This window comes from Dyella marensis (assembly GCF_900112865.1).
In the GTDB taxonomy this organism is placed as follows: domain Bacteria; phylum Pseudomonadota; class Gammaproteobacteria; order Xanthomonadales; family Rhodanobacteraceae; genus Dyella_D; species Dyella_D marensis_A.
The window spans coordinates 1-19,456 of sequence record NZ_FONH01000024.1; the positions used below are offsets into that span (position 1 = coordinate 1).

Consider the following 19,456-nt stretch of genomic DNA (forward strand, 5'->3'; position numbering starts at 1 on the left):
ATGTTGGGGTTACGGGCTGCATCGGCAGCCCGCCCTTCGGGCCATCCGCTACGCGGATGTTCGCTACGGCATCCTGCCTTCGCAGTCGCCTGCGGCTCACCCTAACCTACCTCGGCGGCGAGGCATGGTCAGCATTCGCTGCCCATGGTCGAATCCAGATGCTCCACCCGCGCGATCTCGTCCAGCCAGATCCAGCGATGCCAGTCCGGCACCTCGGGACGCTCCAGGCATACTTCGCCGTTGATGCCCTCGCGCCGGTCGCTGGGGTCGAAATAGAGCTGCACGTTCGGGCGTTCCACGATCACGCCCTCGCAGCTGTCGCCGCTGGTCAGCTCCAGGCGCACGTGGCCATTGGTCGGCAATTCGCGCACCAGCGCTTCCAGCGCCAGGATGGTGGTCTCGTCGGTGTAGACGTGTGCGGCGGTCCGGGCCATGGGATCAGCTCTCCGCGCTTGAACTTGCGGCCACCGTAGCGGCGCGCGGGGCAACCCCGGATCAAATCCGCGGCACGATGGCGTCAAGCTTGCCGGGGGACGCGACTACAATGCGCGCTCCCCGGCAAGGATTCCCATGTCGAACTCGACCTCGCCCGCCGCGTCGCTGCGGCATCACCCCGCGTTCGTGCAGTTCTGGTTCGCGCGCATCGCTTCCGGCTTCGGTTTCCAGATGCTCTCGGTGGCGGCCGGCTGGCAAAAATAAAAGATCACCGGTCGCGCGCTCGACCTCGGCCTGATCGGCCTGGTGCAGTTCATTCCCTCGGTTCTGCTGGCGCTGCCCGCGGGCCACGTGGCCGACCAGTTCGAGCGGCGCCGCATCGTGCTGCTGGGGCAGATCGTCGACCTTGTCGCGATCGCGGTGCTGGCCGCGCTCAGCCTGCGGCATGCGGCGCACGAGGCCAGCATCCTCGCCCTGGTGTTCGTGATCGGCGTGGCCAAGGCCTTCGAGTTTCCCGCCATGCAGTCGATGCTGCCGGCGCTGGTGCCGCCGCCGCTGCTGGGCCGCGCGATGGCGGTGAACGCTTCGGCCGGCCAGGCGGCGATGATCATGGGTCCAGCACTGGGCGGCCTGCTCTATGTGGCCGGTCCTGGCGTGGTGTACGTGGTGTGCGCCCTGCTCTATCTCGCCGCGGTGCTGCTGATGAGCCGCCTGCGCTACGAGCAGGCGCAGCCGAAGCGCGAGCCGGCCACGCTGAAGACGCTGTTCGCCGGCGTGCACTTCATCCGCGCGCGGCCGGACGTGCTGGGCGTGATCTCGCTGGACCTGTTCGCGGTGCTGCTCGGCGGCGCCACCGCGTTGCTGCCGATCTTCGCCAAGGACGTGCTGCACACCGGCCCCTGGGGCCTGGGCCTGCTGCGCGCCGCGCCCGCGGTGGGCGCGCTGCTGATGTCGCTGTGGCTGGCGCGGCACAACCTGGAGCGGCGCGTGGGCACGCTGATGTTCGCCTCCGTGGCCGGCTTCGGCGTGGCGACGCTGGTGTTCGCCGTGTCCACCTGGTTGTGGGTGTCGCTGGTGGCGCTGTTCGCGCTGGGTGCGTTCGACATGGTCAGCATGGTGATCCGCGGCGCGCTGGTGCAGCTGGATACGCCGGACGACATGCGCGGACGGGTCAGCGCGGTCAACGCGATCTTCATCAATACCTCCAACCAGCTGGGCGAGTTCGAATCCGGCCTGCTGGCGGCGTGGCTGGGCGCGGTCAACGCCACCTTGATCGGCGGCATCGGCACCCTGGTGGTGGTGGGACTGTGGATGTGGATGTTCCCCACGCTGCGGCAGCGCCAGAAGCTGCATGCCGAGCCGAACGAGCTGAGCGAACCGGCGGCGGATACGCTGTAATCCATCGCCATCGAAGGGGAAGCCATGATCACCGTCCACCACCTCAATAACTCCCGCTCGCAGCGCATCCTGTGGATGCTGGAAGAGCTGGAGCTGCCGTACGAGATCAAGCACTACCAGCGCGACCCCAGGACCCTGCTGGCGCCGCCGGAACTGCGCCGGATCCACCCGCTGGGCAAGTCGCCGGTGATCAGCGACGGCAAGCTGGCCCTGGCCGAGTCCGGCGCGATCATCGAATACCTGGCCGACCGCTACGGCCAGGGCCGCCTGCTGCCGCCGCCCGGCACGCCCGAGCGCCTGCGCAGCACCTACTGGCTGCATTACGCCGAAGGCTCGGCGATGCCGCCGCTGCTGCTGAAGCTGGTGTTCTCGCGCCTGCCCAATAGCCCGGCGCCGTTCTTTGTCAAGCCGCTGCTGCGCGGCATCGCGGGCAAGGTGCAACGGGTGTTCGTCGATCCGCAGCTGAAGACGCACCTGGATTACCTGGAAGGCGAACTGGCGCATGCGCCCTGGTTCGGCGGCGCGCAGTTCGGCGCAGCGGACATCCAGATGAGCTTTCCGCTGGAGGCCGCCACGTCGCGCGCAGGCCTGACGGCAAGCAGCCATCCGCGCCTGTGGGACTTCCTCGAGCGCATCCATGCGCGGCCGGCGTATCGGCGCGCACTGGAGCGCGGCGGCCCCTATGCCATGGTCGATTGACGCCAGAAATACCGTCACGCCGGCCCTGTTTACGCACCGCTCACGATGGCGCTGGCATGGTCGTTACCCTGCACAGAAGGAGAAGCTGCCATGGGCCGTCACCGCGATCTCGAAAGCACCATCAACGGCATCGGCGACCAGATGCGCGACCGCGCTCGCCACTATGCGGACGTCGCCGGCGACCGCGCGGACGGCCTGATGGAACGCGGCCGCGAACTGCACCGCCGCTTCGGCCGCAACAAGGGCGACTACGCCCGCCGCCTGTCGCACGCCGCCGAGGACATGGCCGACGAGGCGAACTACCAGTACCGCCGCCTGCGCCGCCACGTCAGCCGCCATCCGGTGGCCACCGCCGCCATCGTGGCCGGCACCATCGGCGCCTTCCTGCTGCTGCGGCGGGCATTCCGCGACGAAGACGACTGAGCGCACTTTCAATTGGACGTCCAGACAAAAAACCCGCCTTCCGGCGGGTTTTTTGCGTTCTGCACCGGGGCGCCTCAGACGTACAGCGGATTCGGCTTCTCCGGATCCAGCTTGTATTCCTTCATGGCGCGCGCCACGTCCTTCGGATTGACCTTGCCTTCCTTCGCCAGCGCCGACAGCGCGGCCTGCGCGATCCAGTAGCGGTCGACCTCGAAGAAACCGCGCAGGTGCTCGCGCGTATCCGAGCGGCCGAAGCCGTCGGTGCCCAGCACCGTGTAGCGCATGCCGTCCGGAATGAAGGCGCGGACCTGGTCGGCGAACTCGCGCACGTAGTCGGTGGCGGCGATGGCCGGGCCCTGCCGGCCCTGCAGCATGGCCGTAACGTGCGGCACGCGCTGCTCGGCTTCCGGATGCAGGCGGTTCCAGCGCTCGGCGTCGAAACCGTCGCGGCGCACTTCGCTGAAGCTCGGCACCGACCAGATGTCGGCGGTGACGCCGAAATCCTTCTCCAGCAGCTCGGCGGCGGCGATGACTTCGCGCAGGATGGTGCCGGAGCCCAGCAACTGCACGCGCGGCTCGCCCTTCTTCGGCTTGCCGGCATCCTTGAACAGGTACATGCCCTTGATGATGTGCTCTTCCACGCCGGCCGGCAGGTCGGGATGGCTGTAGTTCTCGTTCATCACGGTGATGTAGTAGTACACGTCCTCCTGCTCCTGCAGCATGCGGCGCGTACCGTCCTGCATGATCACGGCCACTTCGTAGGAGAAGGTCGGGTCGTACGACTTCACGTTCGGGATCGCGCCGGACAGCAGGTGCGAATGACCGTCCTCGTGCTGCAGGCCCTCGCCGTTGAGCGTGGTGCGGCCGGAGGTGCCGCCGATCAGGAAGCCGCGCGCGCGCATGTCGCCGGCGGCCCAGGCCAGGTCGCCGATGCGCTGGAAACCAAACATCGAGTAGTAGATGAAGAACGGCAGCATCGGCTGGTTGCTGATGCTGTAGCTGGTGGCCGCGGCCATCCAGGCGGCCATGCCGCCGGCCTCCGAGATGCCTTCCTGCAGCACCTGGCCCTTCTGGTCTTCGCGGTAGTACAGCAGCTGGTCGGCGTCCTGCGGACGATACTTCTGGCCGAACGGCGCGTAGATGCCGATCTGGCGGAACATGCCTTCCATGCCGAAGGTGCGCGCCTCGTCGGCCACGATCGGCACGATGCGCTCGCCGATCTGCTTGTCGCGCAGCAGCAGGTTCATGCCGCGCACCAGCGCCATGGTGGTGGAGATCTCGCGCTCGCCGGTGCCCTTGGTGATCTGCTCGAACGCGGCCAGCTCCGGCGCCTTCAGCTTGACGTCCGAGGTGCGGCGGCGCTGCGGCAGCGAGCCGCCCAGCGCGCGGCGGCGCTCGAGCATGTACTGCACTTCCGGCGAATCCTTGCCGGGGTGGTAGTACGGCACGTCCTTGAGCTTGCCGTCCGGCACCGGGATGTTGAAGCGGTCGCGGAAGTGGCGCACGGCCTCGTCGTCCAGCTTCTTCTGCTGGTGCGTCGGGTTCTGCGACTCGCCGGCCGCGCCCATGCCGTAGCCCTTCACCGTCTTGGCCAGGATCACCGTGGGCATGCCCTTGGTGTTCACCGCCTGGTGATAGGCCGCGTAGACCTTGTGCGGATCATGGCCGCCGCGGTTGAGGCGCCAGATGTCGTCGTCGCTCAGGTTGGCGACCATCTCGCGCGTCTGGGGATACTTGCCGAAGAAATGCTCGCGCGTGTACGCGCCGCCGAAGGCCTTGCAGGCCTGGTACTCGCCGTCGATGGTTTCCATCATCAGCTTCTGCAGCACGCCGTCCTTGTCGCGCGCCAGGAGCGGATCCCAGTAGCTGCCCCAGATCACCTTGATGGCGTTCCAGCCGGCGCCGCGGAACACGCCTTCCAGCTCCTGGATGATCTTGCCGTTGCCGCGCACCGGACCGTCCAGGCGCTGCAGGTTGCAGTTGATCACGAACACCAGGTTGTCCAGGCCTTCGCGACCGGCCAGCGAGATGGCGCCGAGCGATTCCGGCTCGTCCGTCTCGCCGTCGCCCATGAAGCACCAGATCTTGCGGTCGGACTTCGGCACCAGGCCGCGGTGCTCCAGGTACTTCCAGAACTGCGCCTGGTAGATCGCCTGGATCGGGCCCAGGCCCATCGACACCGTCGGCACCTGCCAGTAGTCCGGCATCAGCCAGGGGTGCGGATAAGAAGACAGGCCATGGCCCTTGCCCGCCACTTCCATGCGGAACAGGTCGAGCTGGTCCTCGCCGATGCGGCCTTCCAGGAAGGAGCGCGCATAGATGCCCGGGCTGGAATGGCCCTGGTGGAACACCAGGTCGCCCGGATGGTCGGCGCTCGGCGCGCGCCAGAAATGATTGAAGCCCACGTCGTACAGCGTGGCCGAGGACGCGAAGCTGGCGATATGGCCGCCCAGCTCGCCCGGCTTGCGGTTGGCACGCACCACCATGGCCATCGCGTTCCAGCGGACCAGGGTGCGGATGCGCCACTCGATCGCCGCATCGCCGGTCATCTTCGCCTCGTTGGCCGGCGCGATGGTGTTGACGTATTCGGTGGTCGGATTGAACGGCAGGTAGCCGCCGGCGCGACGGGTCGAGTCGACCATCTTTTCCAGCAGGTAATGCGCGCGCTCGGTGCCGTCATGGTTGATGACTGCATTGAGCGAATCGACCCATTCCTGGGTTTCGGTGGGGTCGAGGTCCTGGTGGAGGATGTCGTCGAGCTGATCCATGGGGAGTCTTCTCTCCGCGACGCCGGGAACCGGCGTGGCTGCAGGTGGCGCATCGGGGATGCGGGGAACCCTCCGAGTTTAGCTCCGGCGGGGTCTGGCCGCCAATTCGACTGGGGTCGATACGGCGCCGCATGGAGGGGGTGGGGCGATTTAGAAAAGGCAAAAAAAGAACCGGCGGGTGAGCGCCGGTTCTTGGATAACCTTTCAAAGTGGAATCCTTCTCCCTCCGGGAGAAGGTGGCGGCAGCCGGATGAGGGTACGGGCGGAGCGGTGCGCATCACTCTTGCGCTCCGCCCGCCCCCTCACCCCAACCCCTCTCCCGGAGGGAGAGGGGCTCAAAGCGTCAGCGGCTCTTCTGCTGCCCGCGGATCTGCGCGTCCACCGCGGCGATGGCGGTCATATTGACCACGCGGCGCGGCGTCGAGGCCGGGGTCAGGATGTGCGCCGGCTTGTCGATGCCCATCAGGATCGGGCCGATGGCGACGCCGTCGGTCATCACGCGCACCATGTTGTAGGTGATGTTGGCGGCGTCCAGGTTCGGCATCACGAACAGGTTGGCGCGGCCGGTCAGCGTGGTGTTGGGGAACATGCGCGTGCGCAGGCCCTCGTCCCAGGCGGTATCGGCCTGCATTTCGCCGTCCATCTCAAGCTTGGGCAGGCGCGACTTCAGCAGCTCGTAGACCTTGCGCATCTTGGCCGCGCTGGGGTTGTCGTGGCTGCCGTAGTTGGAATGCGACAGCAGCGCCACCTTCGGCTCGATGCCGAACAGCTTCAGGCGATAGCTGGCCTGCAGGGTCGCCTCGGCGATCTGCTCGGCGCTGGGGTCGACCTGCACGTGGGTGTCGAGGAAGAACCAGGCGCCCTGGTCGTTGATCACGCCGGTCATGGCCGAGGTGCACTGCACGCCCGGATCCAGCCCGAACACGCTGCGCATGTAGCCGAGCTTCTTGTGGAAGCGTCCCACCAGGCCGCAGATCATCGCGTCCGCCTCGCCGCGCTCGACCATCAGCGAGGCGATCAGCGTGGGCCGCGAGCGCAGCAGGTTCTTGGCCGCCGCCGGCGACACGCCGCGGCGCTCGGTCAGCGCGTGGTACTGCTGCCAGTAGTCGTTGAAGCGCGGATCGTCGTCGATATTGGTCAGCTCGAAATCGACGCCTTCCTTCATGCGCAGGCCCAGGCGCTGGATGCGCGTCTCGATCACGCTGGGGCGGCCGATCAGGATCGGGAAGGCCAGGCGCTCGTCGATCACCGTCTGCACTGCGCGCAGCACGGTCTCTTCCTCGCCCTCGGCGTAGACCACGCGCTTGCGGTCGGCGCGCGCGCGCTCGTACACCGGCTTCATCAGCAGGCCGGTGCGGTAGATGAACTGGCCGAGCTTTTCCTTGTAGGCGTCCATGTCGGTGATCGGACGCGTGGCCACGCCCGAATCCATCGCCGCCTGCGCCACCGCGGGCGCCAGCATCACCAGCAGGCGCGGGTCGAACGGGCGCGGGATCAGGTAATCCGGGCCGAAGGTGGGCACGTCGCCGCCATAGGCGCTGGCCAGGTCGCCGGCTTCCATGCGGGCCAGCTGGGCGATGGCGCGCACGCAGGCGGTCTTCATCGCCTCGTTGATGCCGGTGGCGCCGACGTCCAGCGCGCCGCGGAAGATGTACGGGAAGCACAGCGCGTTGTTGACCTGGTTCGGATAGTCCGAGCGGCCCGTCGCGATGATGCAGTCCGGACGCACGCGCTGGGCGTCCTCCGGCAGGATCTCGGGGTTGGGATTGGCCAGCGCCAGGATGATCGGCTGCCGGCCCATGGTGGCGACCATCTCCGGCTTCAGCACGCCGCCGGCGGACAGGCCCAGGAAGATGTCCGCGCCGTCGACGATCTCGGCCAGCGTGCGCGCCTTGGTGTCGCGCGCGTAGCGCTGCTTGTCCGGGTCCATGTGGTCGCGGCCGGTGTACAGCACGCCCTCGCGGTCGTAGGCGAGGATGTGCTCAGGCTTGAGGCCCAGCGCCACCAGCATGTCCAAACAGGCGATGCCGGCCGCGCCGGCGCCGGCGGTGGCCAGCTTCACGTCCTCGATCTTCTTGCCCACCACTTCCAGCGCGTTGAGCACGGCGGCGCCGACGATGATCGCGGTGCCGTGCTGGTCGTCGTGGAATACCGGGATCTTCATGCGCTCGCGCAGCTTGCGCTCGACGATGAAGCATTCCGGCGCCTTGATGTCCTCGAGGTTGATGCCGCCGAAGGTCGGCTCCAGGCTGGCGATGATGTCGACCAGCTTGTCCGGGTCGCGCTCGTCGATCTCGATGTCGAACACGTCGATGCCGGCGAACTTCTGGAACAGCACGCCCTTGCCTTCCATCACCGGCTTGCCGGCCAGCGGACCGATGTCGCCCAGGCCCAGCACCGCGGTGCCGTTGGTGATCACCGCCACCAGGTTGCCGCGCGCGGTCATCTCGCTGGCGGCGTTGGCGTCCTCGACGATGGCTTCGCAGGCGTAGGCCACGCCGGGCGAATAGGCCAGCGACAGATCGCGCTGGGTGACCATGGCCTTGGTGGCCGAAACCTTGATTTTGCCGGGGCGCGGCAGGCGGTGATATTCGAGGGCGGCGAGTCGAAGTTCTTCGGGGAGTGCCATGAGTGCGCGATTCGCTGAGGATGCGTGAGGGAATGGGCGTGCCGCTTGCGGCAACATCGCGGGATGGTAGCACCGCGCCGGTGCGATTCCCTTGCGCAATGCGCAAGAACGTACGCGTATGGCGAGCGCGGATGTGCGGCATTAAGCCACGCCATGCAGCTCGCGGATCGACGCTTAGCCCGAATGTATTAGAGGCTGAGCGAGAGGCTCTCGGCCTGCACCCGCCCCATGTGGATGCGGTTGACGAACAGCGAGAACGCCAGCTTGCCCGCCAGCCCATGCACATGCTGCATCCACGGCGGCAGCCAGCGCGGCGGCACGATCGCGCCGGATTCGAAATGCGGCTGCAGGCTCAGCACGTCATGCAGCGCCAGCTTGCCGGCGAACAGGTGCCGCAGCATGTCCATGCGCCGCTGCTTGAGTGCCCAGCGGAAGAAGGTGTGCACGGTGAGCAGGCCGCTCAGGTACACGTTGTCCTTGGCGAAGGCCGCGCCGCCGCCCAGCGGCACGCCGCGGAACACGCGCTGGGCCGAGTGGAAGCTGTCGAACGGGTTCTGTCCGCAGCTGGAGAAATACTTGTAGACCTCGACGAAGTCGGCCCCGTTGAGCGCCATGTCGATGGCCAGGATGCGCAGGCTGATGCGCTTGAGCCGGGCGATGTCGATCGCGCCGGACATCAGCTCGGCGAACACGGCCAGGCCTTCCTGCGTCGCCGTGACCCGCGGCGAGGTGCGCGCCAGCGAGGCCAGCACCGGCTGGGCACGGCCATTGAGCGCAGTCAGCGAATGCACGTAGGCCTCGTGGGCCAGCAGCTGGTGGCGGTCGTATTCGCTGAAATGGGTGCCGCCGCGCAGGCGGATGCGGGTGGCGCCGGCCGCGGCCTTCGCGGTCAGTTCGTCGTCGACCTCGACGTGGATCACGCCGTCGCCGAAGAACCGGTCCAGCGTCGCGGCCAGATCGGCGCGCAGCACGTCGGCCTGCATGCTCTGGCTGTCGTCGTCACCGAGCAGGTCCGAGCCCAGCTCGTCCGACAGCTCGACGAAGTAGCGCGCCGCATCGAGATTGCTGCGGTCGCTGCCCGGGATCGGATCGCCCGGACGGCCATACAGCACGATCGACGGCGCGGTGAAACCCGCCGTACCCACCGCCTCGAGCATTTCGGCGGCGATGCGCCAGGACTCGGCGGTGCGGCACAGATATTCGCCCATCGGGTCGTCGTGGCCGGCCTCGCGCTCGATCCTGGCCAGCTCGGCGCGCGCCTCGGACAGGTCCGGGCGCGGGTAGTCGACCTGGGGCAGGCTGTAGTCGCCCTTGCTGAAGGCCGCGATCAGGCGGTTTTCCAGGGTCGCCGGCCAGGCCACGGTGGGCAGGATGCGGATGCCTTTGACCGCGGCGAGCAGGCGCTGGTCCAGCGTGGCGTAGCGTTGCAAGGCTGGCGACAGCTCGACGCCGGCGACGCTCATGCCGACCTCCGGCGCAGGGCGTCGATGCGCCGGATCAGGTCCGTGGCGATCGGGCTGGCCTTGAAGGCGCTGAACGGACCGCGCATGCCGGCGGGGATGAAATTCACTTCAGACCCCAGCCGCGAGGATTCCGTGCGCAGCGTCAGGGTGATGCGCGGCGGGTTGGTCATGGTGGTGCTGTTGACGTTGATGACCTCACCCAGCGCCAGGCGCGTGCTCTCCCCGCGGTTCTTCACCACCAGGGTGTCGCCCTCCAGCCAGACCTCGTCGGACAGATTGAAGATCAGGCGCTTGAGCAGCAGGCCACCGACAATGCACATCACGAAGGGCACGAACAGGCCCATCCACTGACCGGGATCCGCGGCGGCACGGGCGGCGCCGTTGTCAAAAATCCAGATAAGCGCGAACACCGCGATGAAACCGAACCACATCACGGGAAAGATCCGCTTGTAGAAGAACGTCTTGGACGACGACAGCCGCTGCATTCCCGCACCCCTGGCCGCGATGGCCTTATTAGTAAAGCAATCCTAAGAACAAGCTACTCCCGCTCCCGCCCGCCGCGATGCCCATGCGGCTTGGTCGGCGGACGTCCGCCACGCTGCCGGCGCAGGCGCGCCTCCAGCGTGGCCGCCTGTTCTTCGCGCTCGTCGCGCAGCTTCAGGTAATTGCGCCAGCGCTCGGCCGAGAGTTCGCCATTGTCCAGCGCCGCCTGCACCGCGCAGCCGGGCTCGCTGCCGTGGCCGCAGTCGGCGAAACGGCAGCGCTGGGCCAGTTCGTCGATGTCGGCGAACAGGTCGAGGTTTTCCTCGCCGGTGAGCTTGAGCTCGCGCATGCCGGGCGTGTCGATCAGGCAGCCGCCGCTGGGCAGCTGCAGCAGGGCGCGGTGCGTGGTGGTGTGGCGGCCGCGGCTGTCGTGCGCGCGCACTTCGCCGGTGGCCATGCGCTGGGTGCCGAGCAGGGTATTCGTAAGCGTGGACTTGCCCGCGCCGGAGGAACCCACCAGCACCGCGCTGTCGCCGGGCTGCAGATAGCGCGAAAGCTCGGCCACGCTGGCCGGGTCCTTGCCGTTGATGGCGTGGATCGGCGTGCCGGCGGGCAGGCGCGAACGCAGGGTTGCGAGCAAGGCGTCCGCGTCGTCGCGGATATCCAGCTTGCTCAGCAGCACCACCGGCTGCGCGCCGGAGTCCTCGGTCAGCGACAGATAGCGCTCGATGCGCGCGGGATTGAAGTCGCCATCCAGGCCGGTCAGCACCAGCACGTAGTCGATATTGGTGGCGATGATCTGCCGCTCGTAGCGCTCGCCGGCGGCGGCACGGGACAGCACCGAACGGCGCGGCAGCACCTTGGCGATATGCGGCGGGTTGCCCGGCTCCAGCTCCACGAAATCGCCCACGGCGGGGCGTTCGGCGGGATCCAGGCCACGTTTTAGGAAATGTCCGGCCGGCTGGGCCCCGAACAGCGCGACGCCGTCGTGCAGCTCGTAGCCCGCGCGATGCTGGGCGACCACCCGGGCCAGCCGCAGCTGGCCTGCCGGCAGGGCATCGCCGCGCCAGCCGACGCTGCGCAGGCGTTCGATGGTCTCGGCCTCGGTCATGAGGGGCGATTATGCCCTGCCTGAAGGCTGCCCGGAATCGCGCTGGCGCACGCCTCGCACGCCCTGCCGGGCGCTGCTAGCATGCGGACGTACCCCAGAGCGCCGCACGGCGCCCAGCAGACGAAGGACCCAAGACGTTGGCCCCGATGATCCGACCCAGCGCGCACCTGGCCGAAGTGCGCTACGAAATCCGCGGCGCACTCACCCGCCGCTCGCGTGAACTGGAGGCCGCCGGCCTGCCGATCATCAAGCTGAATATCGGCAACCCGGGCCGCTACGGCTTCGAAACCCCGCCCCACCTGCGCGATGCCATCGCCGCCCATCTGCGCGACAGCGAGGCCTATGGCCACGAACAGGGCCTGGAAGAAGCGCGCGAGACCATCGCCGCGCAGCAGCGCGCGCGCGGCGCGCGCGGCGTGGAAGTGGAGCGCATCTTCGTCGGCAACGGCGTCAGCGAACTGATCGACCTGAGCCTGCGCGCCCTGCTGCAGCCGGGCGACGAAGTGCTGCTGCCCAGCCCGGACTATCCGCTGTGGAGCGCCGCCACCATCCTCAACGACGGCCAGCCGCGCTATTACCGCTGCCTGGCCGAAAACGGCCACCTGCCCGATCCGGACGAGATCGAGGCGCTGGTCACCGCGCGCACCCGCGCGATCGTACTGATCAATCCGAACAACCCGACCGGCGCCGTGTATCCGCGCGAGCTGCTGGAGCGCATCGTGCGCATCGCCGAGCGCCATCACCTGCTGCTGCTCACCGACGAGATCTACGACGAGATCCTCTACGACGGCGCGCAGTTCGTGCCGCTGGCGACGGTGGCCGGCGACGTGCCCTGCGTGAGCTTCGGTGGCCTGAGCAAGGTGCACCGCGCCTGCGGCTATCGCGTGGGCTGGATGAGCCTTTCCGGCGACCCGGTGCGCACCCACGACTACCGCGACGCGCTGCAGCTGCTCGCCGCGCTGCGCCTGTGCGCCAATGTCACCGCGCAATGGGCGGTGCGTCCGGCGCTGGAAAGCAAGCCGACCATCGGCGCGCTGACCTCGCCCGGCGGGCGCCTGCACGAGGCGCGCCGGATGATCCTGGAAGGCGTGGCCAACAGCGAGTTCCTCGACCTGGCCACGCCGGGCGGCGCGCTGTACGCGTTCCCGCGCGTGCGCGCCGACCGCGTGCCGCGCTTCGACGACAACGCCTTCGCGCTGCGCCTGCTGGAAGAGGAATCGGTGCTGGTGGTGCCCGGCAGCAGCTTCAACGTGCCGGACAGCCGCCACCTGCGCCTGACCCTGCTGCCGCCGCCGGAGCAGCTGCGCGAGGTGTTCGTGCGCATCGAGCGCGTGCTCGCGCGCATGGCCGAAGGGCAGCACGCGCGCGCGGTCGCCTGACCGCACGCGTGCTGGCTTATCTCGCGCTAGGCGACTCCTACACCATCGGCGAGGGCGTCCCCGCCGAAGGCCGCTGGCCGATGCGCCTGGCCGCTGCCCTGCGCATGCAGGGCGTGGCGCTGGCCGATCCAGCCATCCTCGCCACCACCGGCTGGACCACCGACGAGCTGTCGGCGGCGATGGATGCCGCCGAATTCGCCCCACCTTACGACCTGGTCAGCCTGCTGATCGGCGTCAACAACCAGTACCGCGGACGTTCCGCCGACGACTACCGCGGCGAGTTCCGCCGCCTGCTGGAACGCGCGATCGCCCTGGCCGGCGACCGTCCCGGCCGCACTCTGGTGCTGTCGATTCCCGACTGGGGCGTCACCCCGTTCGCCCGCGACAGCGGCCGCGATACCGCGCGGATCGCCGCCGAGCTGGACGCCTTCAACGCCATCGCCGGCGAGGAAAGCCGCCGCGCCGGCGCCGCCTTCGTCGACATCGCACCAATTTCCCGCGAGTTCCCCTCCCTGCTCGCCGGCGACGGCCTGCACCCCTCCGCCGCGCAATACGCGCTGTGGGCCGAGGCCGCGTTGCCGGTCGCCCGCCGCCTGCTGGCCTGAGCGCACCTTCCGCGCCGCAACAAAGCTGCAACCGCGCCGCCACGAGCCGGTGACCTGCCCCGCGCAGACTGAGCTCCCGGATACCACACCGGGAGAGACCGCCATGGCGACCTTTCACTGCCGCAGCGCCTTCATCTCCGACGTGCACCTTGGCACGCCCGACTGCAAGGCTTCGTACCTGCTCGACTTCCTGCGCAAGCTCCGCTGCGAGAAGCTTTATCTCGTCGGCGACATCATCGACATGGAATCGCTGGCCAAGCGCATCTGGTGGCACGCCGATCATGGCGCCGTACTGGCCGAGGTGCTGGACATGGCGCGGCGTGGCATCGAGGTGATCTACATCCCCGGCAACCACGACGCGCCGCTGCGCGGCCTGGCCGGACAGAGCTTCGGCGGCGTGCGCATCGAGCTGGACGCCGTGCACGAAGGCGCCGACGGCCGCCGCTACCGGGTCAGCCACGGCGACGAGTTCGATCCCGAGCGGATCGGCCGCACCTGGATGCTGCACCTGGGCGAGGTGATGCACCGCTTCATCTGCTGGACCAACCGCCGCGTGCACGCCATGCGGCGCCGGCTGGAGCTGCCGTACCTGCCGCTGTCGATCATCGTGAAATCGCACATCCGCAAGGCGCTGGCCTATATCCGCGCCTACGAGGAGCGCGTGGCGACCGATGCGCGCGAGCGCGGCTTCGATGGCCATATCTGTGGGCACATCCACTTCGGCCATGTGCGCGACATGGACGGCGTGCTGTACCTCAACGACGGCGACTGGGTCGAGCACTGCACCGCCCTGGTCGAGGACCATACCGGCGCGATGGAACTGATCCACTGGAGCGAGCAGCCGGCCGCGCTCGGCCGCGCCAGCCGCGAGCTGGTGCTGCCCTCGCCCGCCTCCGGCCTGGCGCTGGCGCCGCTGGCCCGGCACCGGCGCAGCCTGGCGGAACTGCGCCCGGCCGCCTGATCCCCGGGGAAACTTTCGCCAGGGACGAGCGGCGAGGACGCGGGGCGACAGGACGCGCCGCCGCAGGGATGCGGGCCGCGTCCTCGCCGCTCGTTCCTGAAGCCCCTCTCCCCTCGGGAGAGGGGTTGGGGTGAGGGTACGGGCAGAGCGCAAGGCTGATGCGCACCGCTCCGCCCGTACCCTCATCCGGCTGCCGCCACCTTCTCCCGGAGGGAGAAGGCCTCTCCTCGAAGGGTGAGGACGTTGAAGCTGCCCGAAGGCGGCGGCATATGGAGGGGCGTATCATTGACCCTCTTTGCCGGAGTCCCACTGATGTCCCTCGACAGCGCCACCCGCGAACGCATCGAAACCCTGCTCAAGAACCACCGCGTGGTGCTGTTCATGAAGGGCACCCGCCAGCAGCCGATGTGCGGCTTCTCCGCCGCGGCGACCAACACGCTCAACGAGCTGCTGCCTGACTACCACACGGTCAACGTGCTGGAAGACCCGGAGATCCGCGAGGGCATCAAGGCCTACGGCGAGTGGCCGACCATCCCGCAGCTGTACGTGGAAGGCGAGCTGGTCGGCGGCGCCGACATCATTCGCCAGATGTACACCAGCGGCGAGCTGCACAGCCTGTTCGGCGCCACCCCGCCGGACCGCAGCGCACCGGAGATCACCATCACCGACAAGGCCGCCGAGGCGATCCGCCAGGGCACCGCCAACGCCAAGGGCCTGGCCCTGCACCTGGAGATCGGTCCGGACCACAGCGCCGGCTTCCAGCTGGCCCCGGCCGGCGACCACGACATCGTCTCCAGCAGCAACGGCATCGACGTGCATTTCGACCCGGGCAGTGCCCAGCGCGCCAAAGGCATCGTGATCGACTGGGTCTCCACCGTGCAGGGCGAGGGCCTGAGCCTGAAGTTCCCCGGTGCGCAGGAGATCAAGAACCTGACCGTGCAGGAGCTCAAGGCCCGCCTGGCCGCCGGCGACCTGGTGCTGGTCGATGTGCGCCCGGCCCATGGCCGCGCCCAAGCCGCACCGCTGGCCCAGGCCCGCGTGCTTGAGGAAGAGGGCTACGACACGCTGGCCGCCCTGCCCAAGGACACCGCCATCGCCTTCATCTGCCACCACGGCGTGTCCAGCCGCGGCGTGGCCGAGCGCTTCGCCGCGCACGGCTTCAGCAACGTCTACAACGTGCAGGGCGGCATGGATGCATGGGCGGAGGAGATCGATCCGAGCGTGCCGCGCTACTGAACACCTAGGAAAATTTCCTATAAAAAACGGGGCCTTCGGGCCCCGTCTTCGTTCGCGAAGGGCAAAAAAACAGGGCAAAACGCGCCTGTTATTCAGCATTTGTTTATTTGATTCGCAGTTTCGTGCGAAACGTGCTCGGACTCGCCGCGAGAAGCTGTGAGCACTGGCCGCAAAGGTCTTCGGCTTCCTTGCTACGAGCTTGCGATATCTCCGAATACCGCAATTACTTGCGTCTGAAATGCGAGATTTTTCGTACGCATGAAGCGCGCCATCGCAGCGCCCATACGTTTTTTCTCACGCCCCGTAACCATTGCATAACAAATGCGTGGTTCGTAGCTTCGGTCTAGGCCACTAGTCACGGCGGGGCACGCCATGAAAGGCCTCCGGGTGTGGGGACATCCGGACGAATCGGGGGAGTAAGGCTTACCAAGGCAGGCATGACAGGGGCATCCCGCTCCGGGCATGGCTTTGCCGTGGGCGGCATTCCGGTTCGATGAAACGACTCGCTCAGTCTTCGAGACCAAAACATCATCAACCGAGGTTCGACCATGACTTCCAGCAAAGCCAATCGCTCCGGTGGTTTTCCGCTGCCGCTGCGCCCGCTCACTCTCGCCCTGGCCCTTGGCCTGGGCCTTGCGAGCAGCGGCGTCGCGCTTGCCCAGTCCAACGCGACGGGCGTGATCTTCGGCCAGGCCGCGCCGGGAGAAACGATCCACATCGAAAGCCTGCAGACCGGCCTCAAGCGCGACCTCACCGCCGACGCGCAGGGCCGCTACCGCGCCGCGTCGCTGCCGATCGGCACCTACACCGTGTCGCTGGTGAAGGACGGCAAGGTGGTGGACAGCCGCAATGACGTGCAGACCACCATCAGCAGCGGTACCGAGGTGTCCTTCTCCGCCAACGCCGCCAATGCGCAGACGCTGGGCGCGGTGCAGGTCGTGGGCAACGTACTGCCGGCGATTGACGTGTCGTCGGTGGACTCGCGCGCCGTGCTCACCGCCGACCAGCTGGCCAAGCTGCCGATCGCGCGCACCTCGATCAGCTCGATCGCCCTGCTCGCGCCAGGCACCACGCCGGCCGCGAGGGGCTACGGCAACGCGCTGTCGTTCGGCGGTTCGTCGGCCTCGGAGAACGCGTACTACATCAACGGTTTCTCGGCCACCAACCCGCTGACCGGCGTGAGCTCGCGCCAGCTGCCGTATGACGCGATCGACCAGGAGCAGGTGCTGATCGGCGGCTACGGCGCCGAATACGGCCGTTCCACCGGCGGCGTGATCAACGTGGTGACCAAGCGCGGCACCAACCAGTGGAAGGGCGACATCCAGGCGTTCTGGTCGCCCAGCGACCTGGCGCAGCAGCCGCGCAACGTGTATCGCCGCAACGGCACGCTGTATCAGGTCGGCAATGCCTTCTCGCCGCGCGACCGCGACGAGATCCAGTACTCGGGCTCGATCGGCGGCGCGCTGATCAAGGACAAGCTGTTCTTCTTCGGCGCCGCGGACGCGGTGCGCCAGACCGATGTCGCCTACGGCACGCAGTCGAACAACTCGACCGTGCAGAACGACACCAACAAGATCACCCGCTGGCTGACCAAGTTCGACTGGAACATCACCGACAACCACATCGTGGAATTCACCGCGATCGGCGACGACGAGACCACCGACTCGCAGATCTACGGTTACAACTATTCCACCCTGTCGAACACCGGCTACAAGGGCCACCAGTACACCAAGAACTACAACGGCACCCAGACCAACGGCACGCCGGGCGGCAACATCTACATCGGCCACTACACCGGCTACATCACCGACGACCTGACCGTCAACGCGATGTACGGCAAGAGCCGTTCGGACCATATCCAGAGCATCACCGGCGCCGGCGGCACGCCCTGCCCGGCGATCACCGACAACCGCGCGATCGCCGCGACCAACCCGGCGCCCAGCTGCCAGTTCGGCGCCACCACCACCTTGCGCCCCGGCTCGCAGGACCGCACCAACGGCTGGAGCTTCAACATCGAGTACCGCCTGGGCAGCCATGACTTCCGCGGCGGCATGGACAACTACATCCTGCGCGCCACCTGGGGCAGCGCGCCGGTGACCGGCACCGGCTGGCGCTACTTCGACCTCGGCAGCGGCCAGGCGATCACCCAGCGCCTGACCAACCTCGGCCTGGATCCGGCCCTGTACAACCCGGCCTCGTTCGCCAACGGCTACTACGCCGAATCCACCGGCCTGAGCACCGGCACCTCGGCGCGCACCGCGCAGCGCTCGGAGTTCATCGAAGACCACTGGCAGCTGACCGACCGCTGGAACATCTACCTGGGCCTGCGCAACGAGCAGTTCACCAACTACAACGGCGTCGGCGCCGCCTATGCCAAGGAGCGCAACCAGCTCGACCCGCGCCTGGGCTTCGCCTGGGACGTGTACGGCGACAGCTCGCTGAAGGTCTACGGCAACGCCGGCCGCTACCACCTCGGCCTGCCCACCAGCGTGGCCGTGCGCGGCGCAGGTCCCTCCACCTTCCCGTCCACCTACTACTCGTTCACCAGCATCGACCCGGTCACCGGCGTGCCGCAGGGCCTGAGCGTGGGCGCGCCGTGGTCGCAGACCTTCTACAACAACGGCGCCAACGGCACCCCGCCGGATGCCAGGACGGTGTCGGTAAAGGACCTGAAGACCTACTACCAGGACGAGTACATCCTCGGCTTCGACAAGCAGCTGGCGAACAACTGGACGGTCGGCGCGAAGGCCATGTTCCGCGTGCTGCGCAACCTGATCGACGACGACTGCGACAGCCGTCCGATCCAGGCCTGGGGCGACGCGCACGGCATGAGCGCCGCGGTCGCCGCCGGTATCGCCAACAGCACGCAGTGCTGGCTGTACAACCCGGGCAACGCCAACACCTTCATCCTGTCGCCCGCCGCCGGCCAGTACTTCGAAGTGCCGCTGACCGCCAAGGAGATCGGCGAGCCGAAGGCCAAGCGCCGCTACTACATGCTCGACCTGTATGCCGAGCACCAGTTCAGCGACAAGTGGTACGCCAAGGTCGAGTACACCTTCTCGCGCAGCTACGGCAACTCCGAAGGCCAGCTCGACTCCGACATCGTGCAGGCGGACGTGTCGACCACCGAGAGCTGGGATGCGCCGGAACTGATGGAGAACACCAACGGCCCGCTGGCCAACGACCAGACGCACCAGCTGCGCATCCTGGGCGTGTACCAGCCGACGCCGGAATGGCGCCTCTCCACTGTCACCCGCATCGCCTCCGGCACGCCGATCAGCTGCATCGGCGCCCGTCCGGAATCCGCGGGCGGCGACCCGGTGGGCTACCAGGCGGCGTACTTCTGGTGCAACGGCAAGCCCGCTCCGCGCGGTTCGTACGGCCGCACGCCGTGGACCTACACCATCAACCTCAGCGCTGCCTGGCAGCCGGCCTTCCTGGACCACAAGCTGACCCTGTCGGCCGACGTGTTCAACCTGCTCGGCAAGCAGCGCATCACCCAGCTCAACGAGACCTGCGAAGACCCCTCGGGCAACACCACCATCAACTGCTTCCGCCCGCGCTCGTTCCAGGACCCGCGCTACGTCCGCCTCGGCGCGCGTTACGACTTCTCGCTGTGAGCACTTAAGTCATCACAAAGTGCGCGGGAACCTTTGGATGGAGGTTCCCGCGCCAAGAACAGCTGGTATCTCCCCATATGGGCCGCCGAGAGGCGGCTCTTTTTTTATCGATGCTGCGTTGCTGCGGGTGACGATGTCCGTGCATTGTCTGTGGAGCGCCAAGCCCATTGCTCGTCATTCCGGCGCAGGCCGGAATCCAGTAGCGCAAACCCTGGATTTTCGCGATAGCGTCAGTTTGGCTACTCG

Annotated in this window: 15 protein-coding genes; 9 read left to right on the forward strand and 6 right to left on the reverse strand. The window is 67.7% G+C overall.

Annotated features, from left to right (window positions below; genetic code table 11):
• Positions 1-128: 128 nt before the first annotated feature.
• Positions 129-434, reverse strand: coding sequence for a DUF3247 family protein (locus BM172_RS19735; RefSeq protein ID WP_026633910.1), 306 nt, complete (start codon positions 432-434; stop codon positions 129-131).
• 136 nt (positions 435-570) lie between these two features.
• Between BM172_RS19735 and BM172_RS22900 the strand changes: the two genes are divergently transcribed.
• The 4 genes from BM172_RS22900 to BM172_RS19750 all read left to right on the forward strand — a co-directional run bounded on the left by BM172_RS22900 (position 571) and on the right by BM172_RS19750 (position 2,955).
• Complete coding sequence (locus tag BM172_RS22900; RefSeq protein WP_281244987.1) at positions 571-699, forward strand: hypothetical protein; 129 nt, start codon at positions 571-573, stop codon at positions 697-699.
• Positions 700-741: 42 nt separating this feature from the next.
• The gene (locus tag BM172_RS19740) at positions 742-1,833 is read left to right on the forward strand and encodes an MFS transporter (protein ID WP_245778731.1); all 1,092 of its coding nucleotides are present in this window, start codon (positions 742-744) and stop codon (positions 1,831-1,833) included.
• Between the two features lie 24 nt (positions 1,834-1,857).
• A complete protein-coding gene (locus BM172_RS19745; RefSeq protein ID WP_026633912.1) occupies positions 1,858-2,532 on the forward strand; it encodes a glutathione S-transferase family protein in 675 nt (224 codons plus the stop codon).
• Between the two features lie 90 nt (positions 2,533-2,622).
• Positions 2,623-2,955, forward strand: coding sequence for a hypothetical protein (locus tag BM172_RS19750; protein WP_026633913.1), 333 nt, complete (start codon positions 2,623-2,625; stop codon positions 2,953-2,955).
• A 74-nt stretch (positions 2,956-3,029) separates the two neighbouring features.
• On the opposite strand, the gene aceE is transcribed toward BM172_RS19750, so the two are convergent.
• The 5 genes from aceE to rsgA all read right to left on the reverse strand — a co-directional run bounded on the left by aceE (position 3,030) and on the right by rsgA (position 11,409).
• Entirely contained in the window at positions 3,030-5,723 is a 2,694-nt protein-coding gene (aceE, locus tag BM172_RS19755) for a pyruvate dehydrogenase (acetyl-transferring), homodimeric type (protein ID WP_026633914.1), read from the reverse strand.
• Positions 5,724-6,066: 343 nt separating this feature from the next.
• Positions 6,067-8,352: an NADP-dependent malic enzyme gene (locus BM172_RS19760; protein ID WP_026633915.1), complete on the reverse strand. Its 2,286-nt coding sequence runs from the start codon at positions 8,350-8,352 to the stop codon at positions 6,067-6,069.
• A 188-nt stretch (positions 8,353-8,540) separates the two neighbouring features.
• Positions 8,541-9,815, reverse strand: coding sequence for a peptidase MATCAP family protein (locus tag BM172_RS19765; protein ID WP_026633916.1), 1,275 nt, complete (start codon positions 9,813-9,815; stop codon positions 8,541-8,543).
• Positions 9,812-10,300, reverse strand: coding sequence for a hypothetical protein (locus tag BM172_RS19770; RefSeq protein WP_026633917.1), 489 nt, complete (start codon positions 10,298-10,300; stop codon positions 9,812-9,814). The genes BM172_RS19765 and BM172_RS19770 overlap by 4 nt, the downstream gene beginning before the upstream one ends.
• Before the next feature lie 53 nt (positions 10,301-10,353).
• Positions 10,354-11,409 carry a ribosome small subunit-dependent GTPase A gene (gene rsgA / locus BM172_RS19775; protein WP_026633918.1) on the reverse strand — a complete coding sequence of 352 codons (1,056 nt, stop codon included), beginning with the start codon at positions 11,407-11,409 and terminating at the stop codon, positions 10,354-10,356.
• Between the two features lie 146 nt (positions 11,410-11,555).
• Here rsgA and BM172_RS19780 point away from each other — a divergent pair, with 146 nt between their 5' ends.
• The 5 genes from BM172_RS19780 (at position 11,556) to BM172_RS19800 (ending at position 19,210) form a co-directional block, all read left to right on the forward strand.
• A complete protein-coding gene (locus BM172_RS19780; protein WP_177218846.1) occupies positions 11,556-12,788 on the forward strand; it encodes an aminotransferase class I/II-fold pyridoxal phosphate-dependent enzyme in 1,233 nt (410 codons plus the stop codon).
• Positions 12,789-12,796: 8 nt separating this feature from the next.
• Positions 12,797-13,393, forward strand: a complete 597-nt coding sequence (locus BM172_RS19785) for an SGNH/GDSL hydrolase family protein (RefSeq protein ID WP_090423622.1) — start codon at positions 12,797-12,799, stop codon at positions 13,391-13,393.
• A gap of 103 nt (positions 13,394-13,496) precedes the next feature.
• Positions 13,497-14,354 carry a UDP-2,3-diacylglucosamine diphosphatase gene (locus BM172_RS19790; RefSeq protein ID WP_026633921.1) on the forward strand — a complete coding sequence of 286 codons (858 nt, stop codon included), beginning with the start codon at positions 13,497-13,499 and terminating at the stop codon, positions 14,352-14,354.
• 312 nt (positions 14,355-14,666) lie between these two features.
• Positions 14,667-15,590 (forward strand): Grx4 family monothiol glutaredoxin, encoded by a 924-nt coding sequence (gene grxD / locus BM172_RS19795; RefSeq protein ID WP_026633922.1) that lies wholly within the window; start codon positions 14,667-14,669, stop codon positions 15,588-15,590.
• 548 nt (positions 15,591-16,138) lie between these two features.
• Positions 16,139-19,210: a TonB-dependent receptor gene (locus tag BM172_RS19800; protein ID WP_051548361.1), complete on the forward strand. Its 3,072-nt coding sequence runs from the start codon at positions 16,139-16,141 to the stop codon at positions 19,208-19,210.
• Positions 19,211-19,456 lie beyond the last annotated feature (246 nt).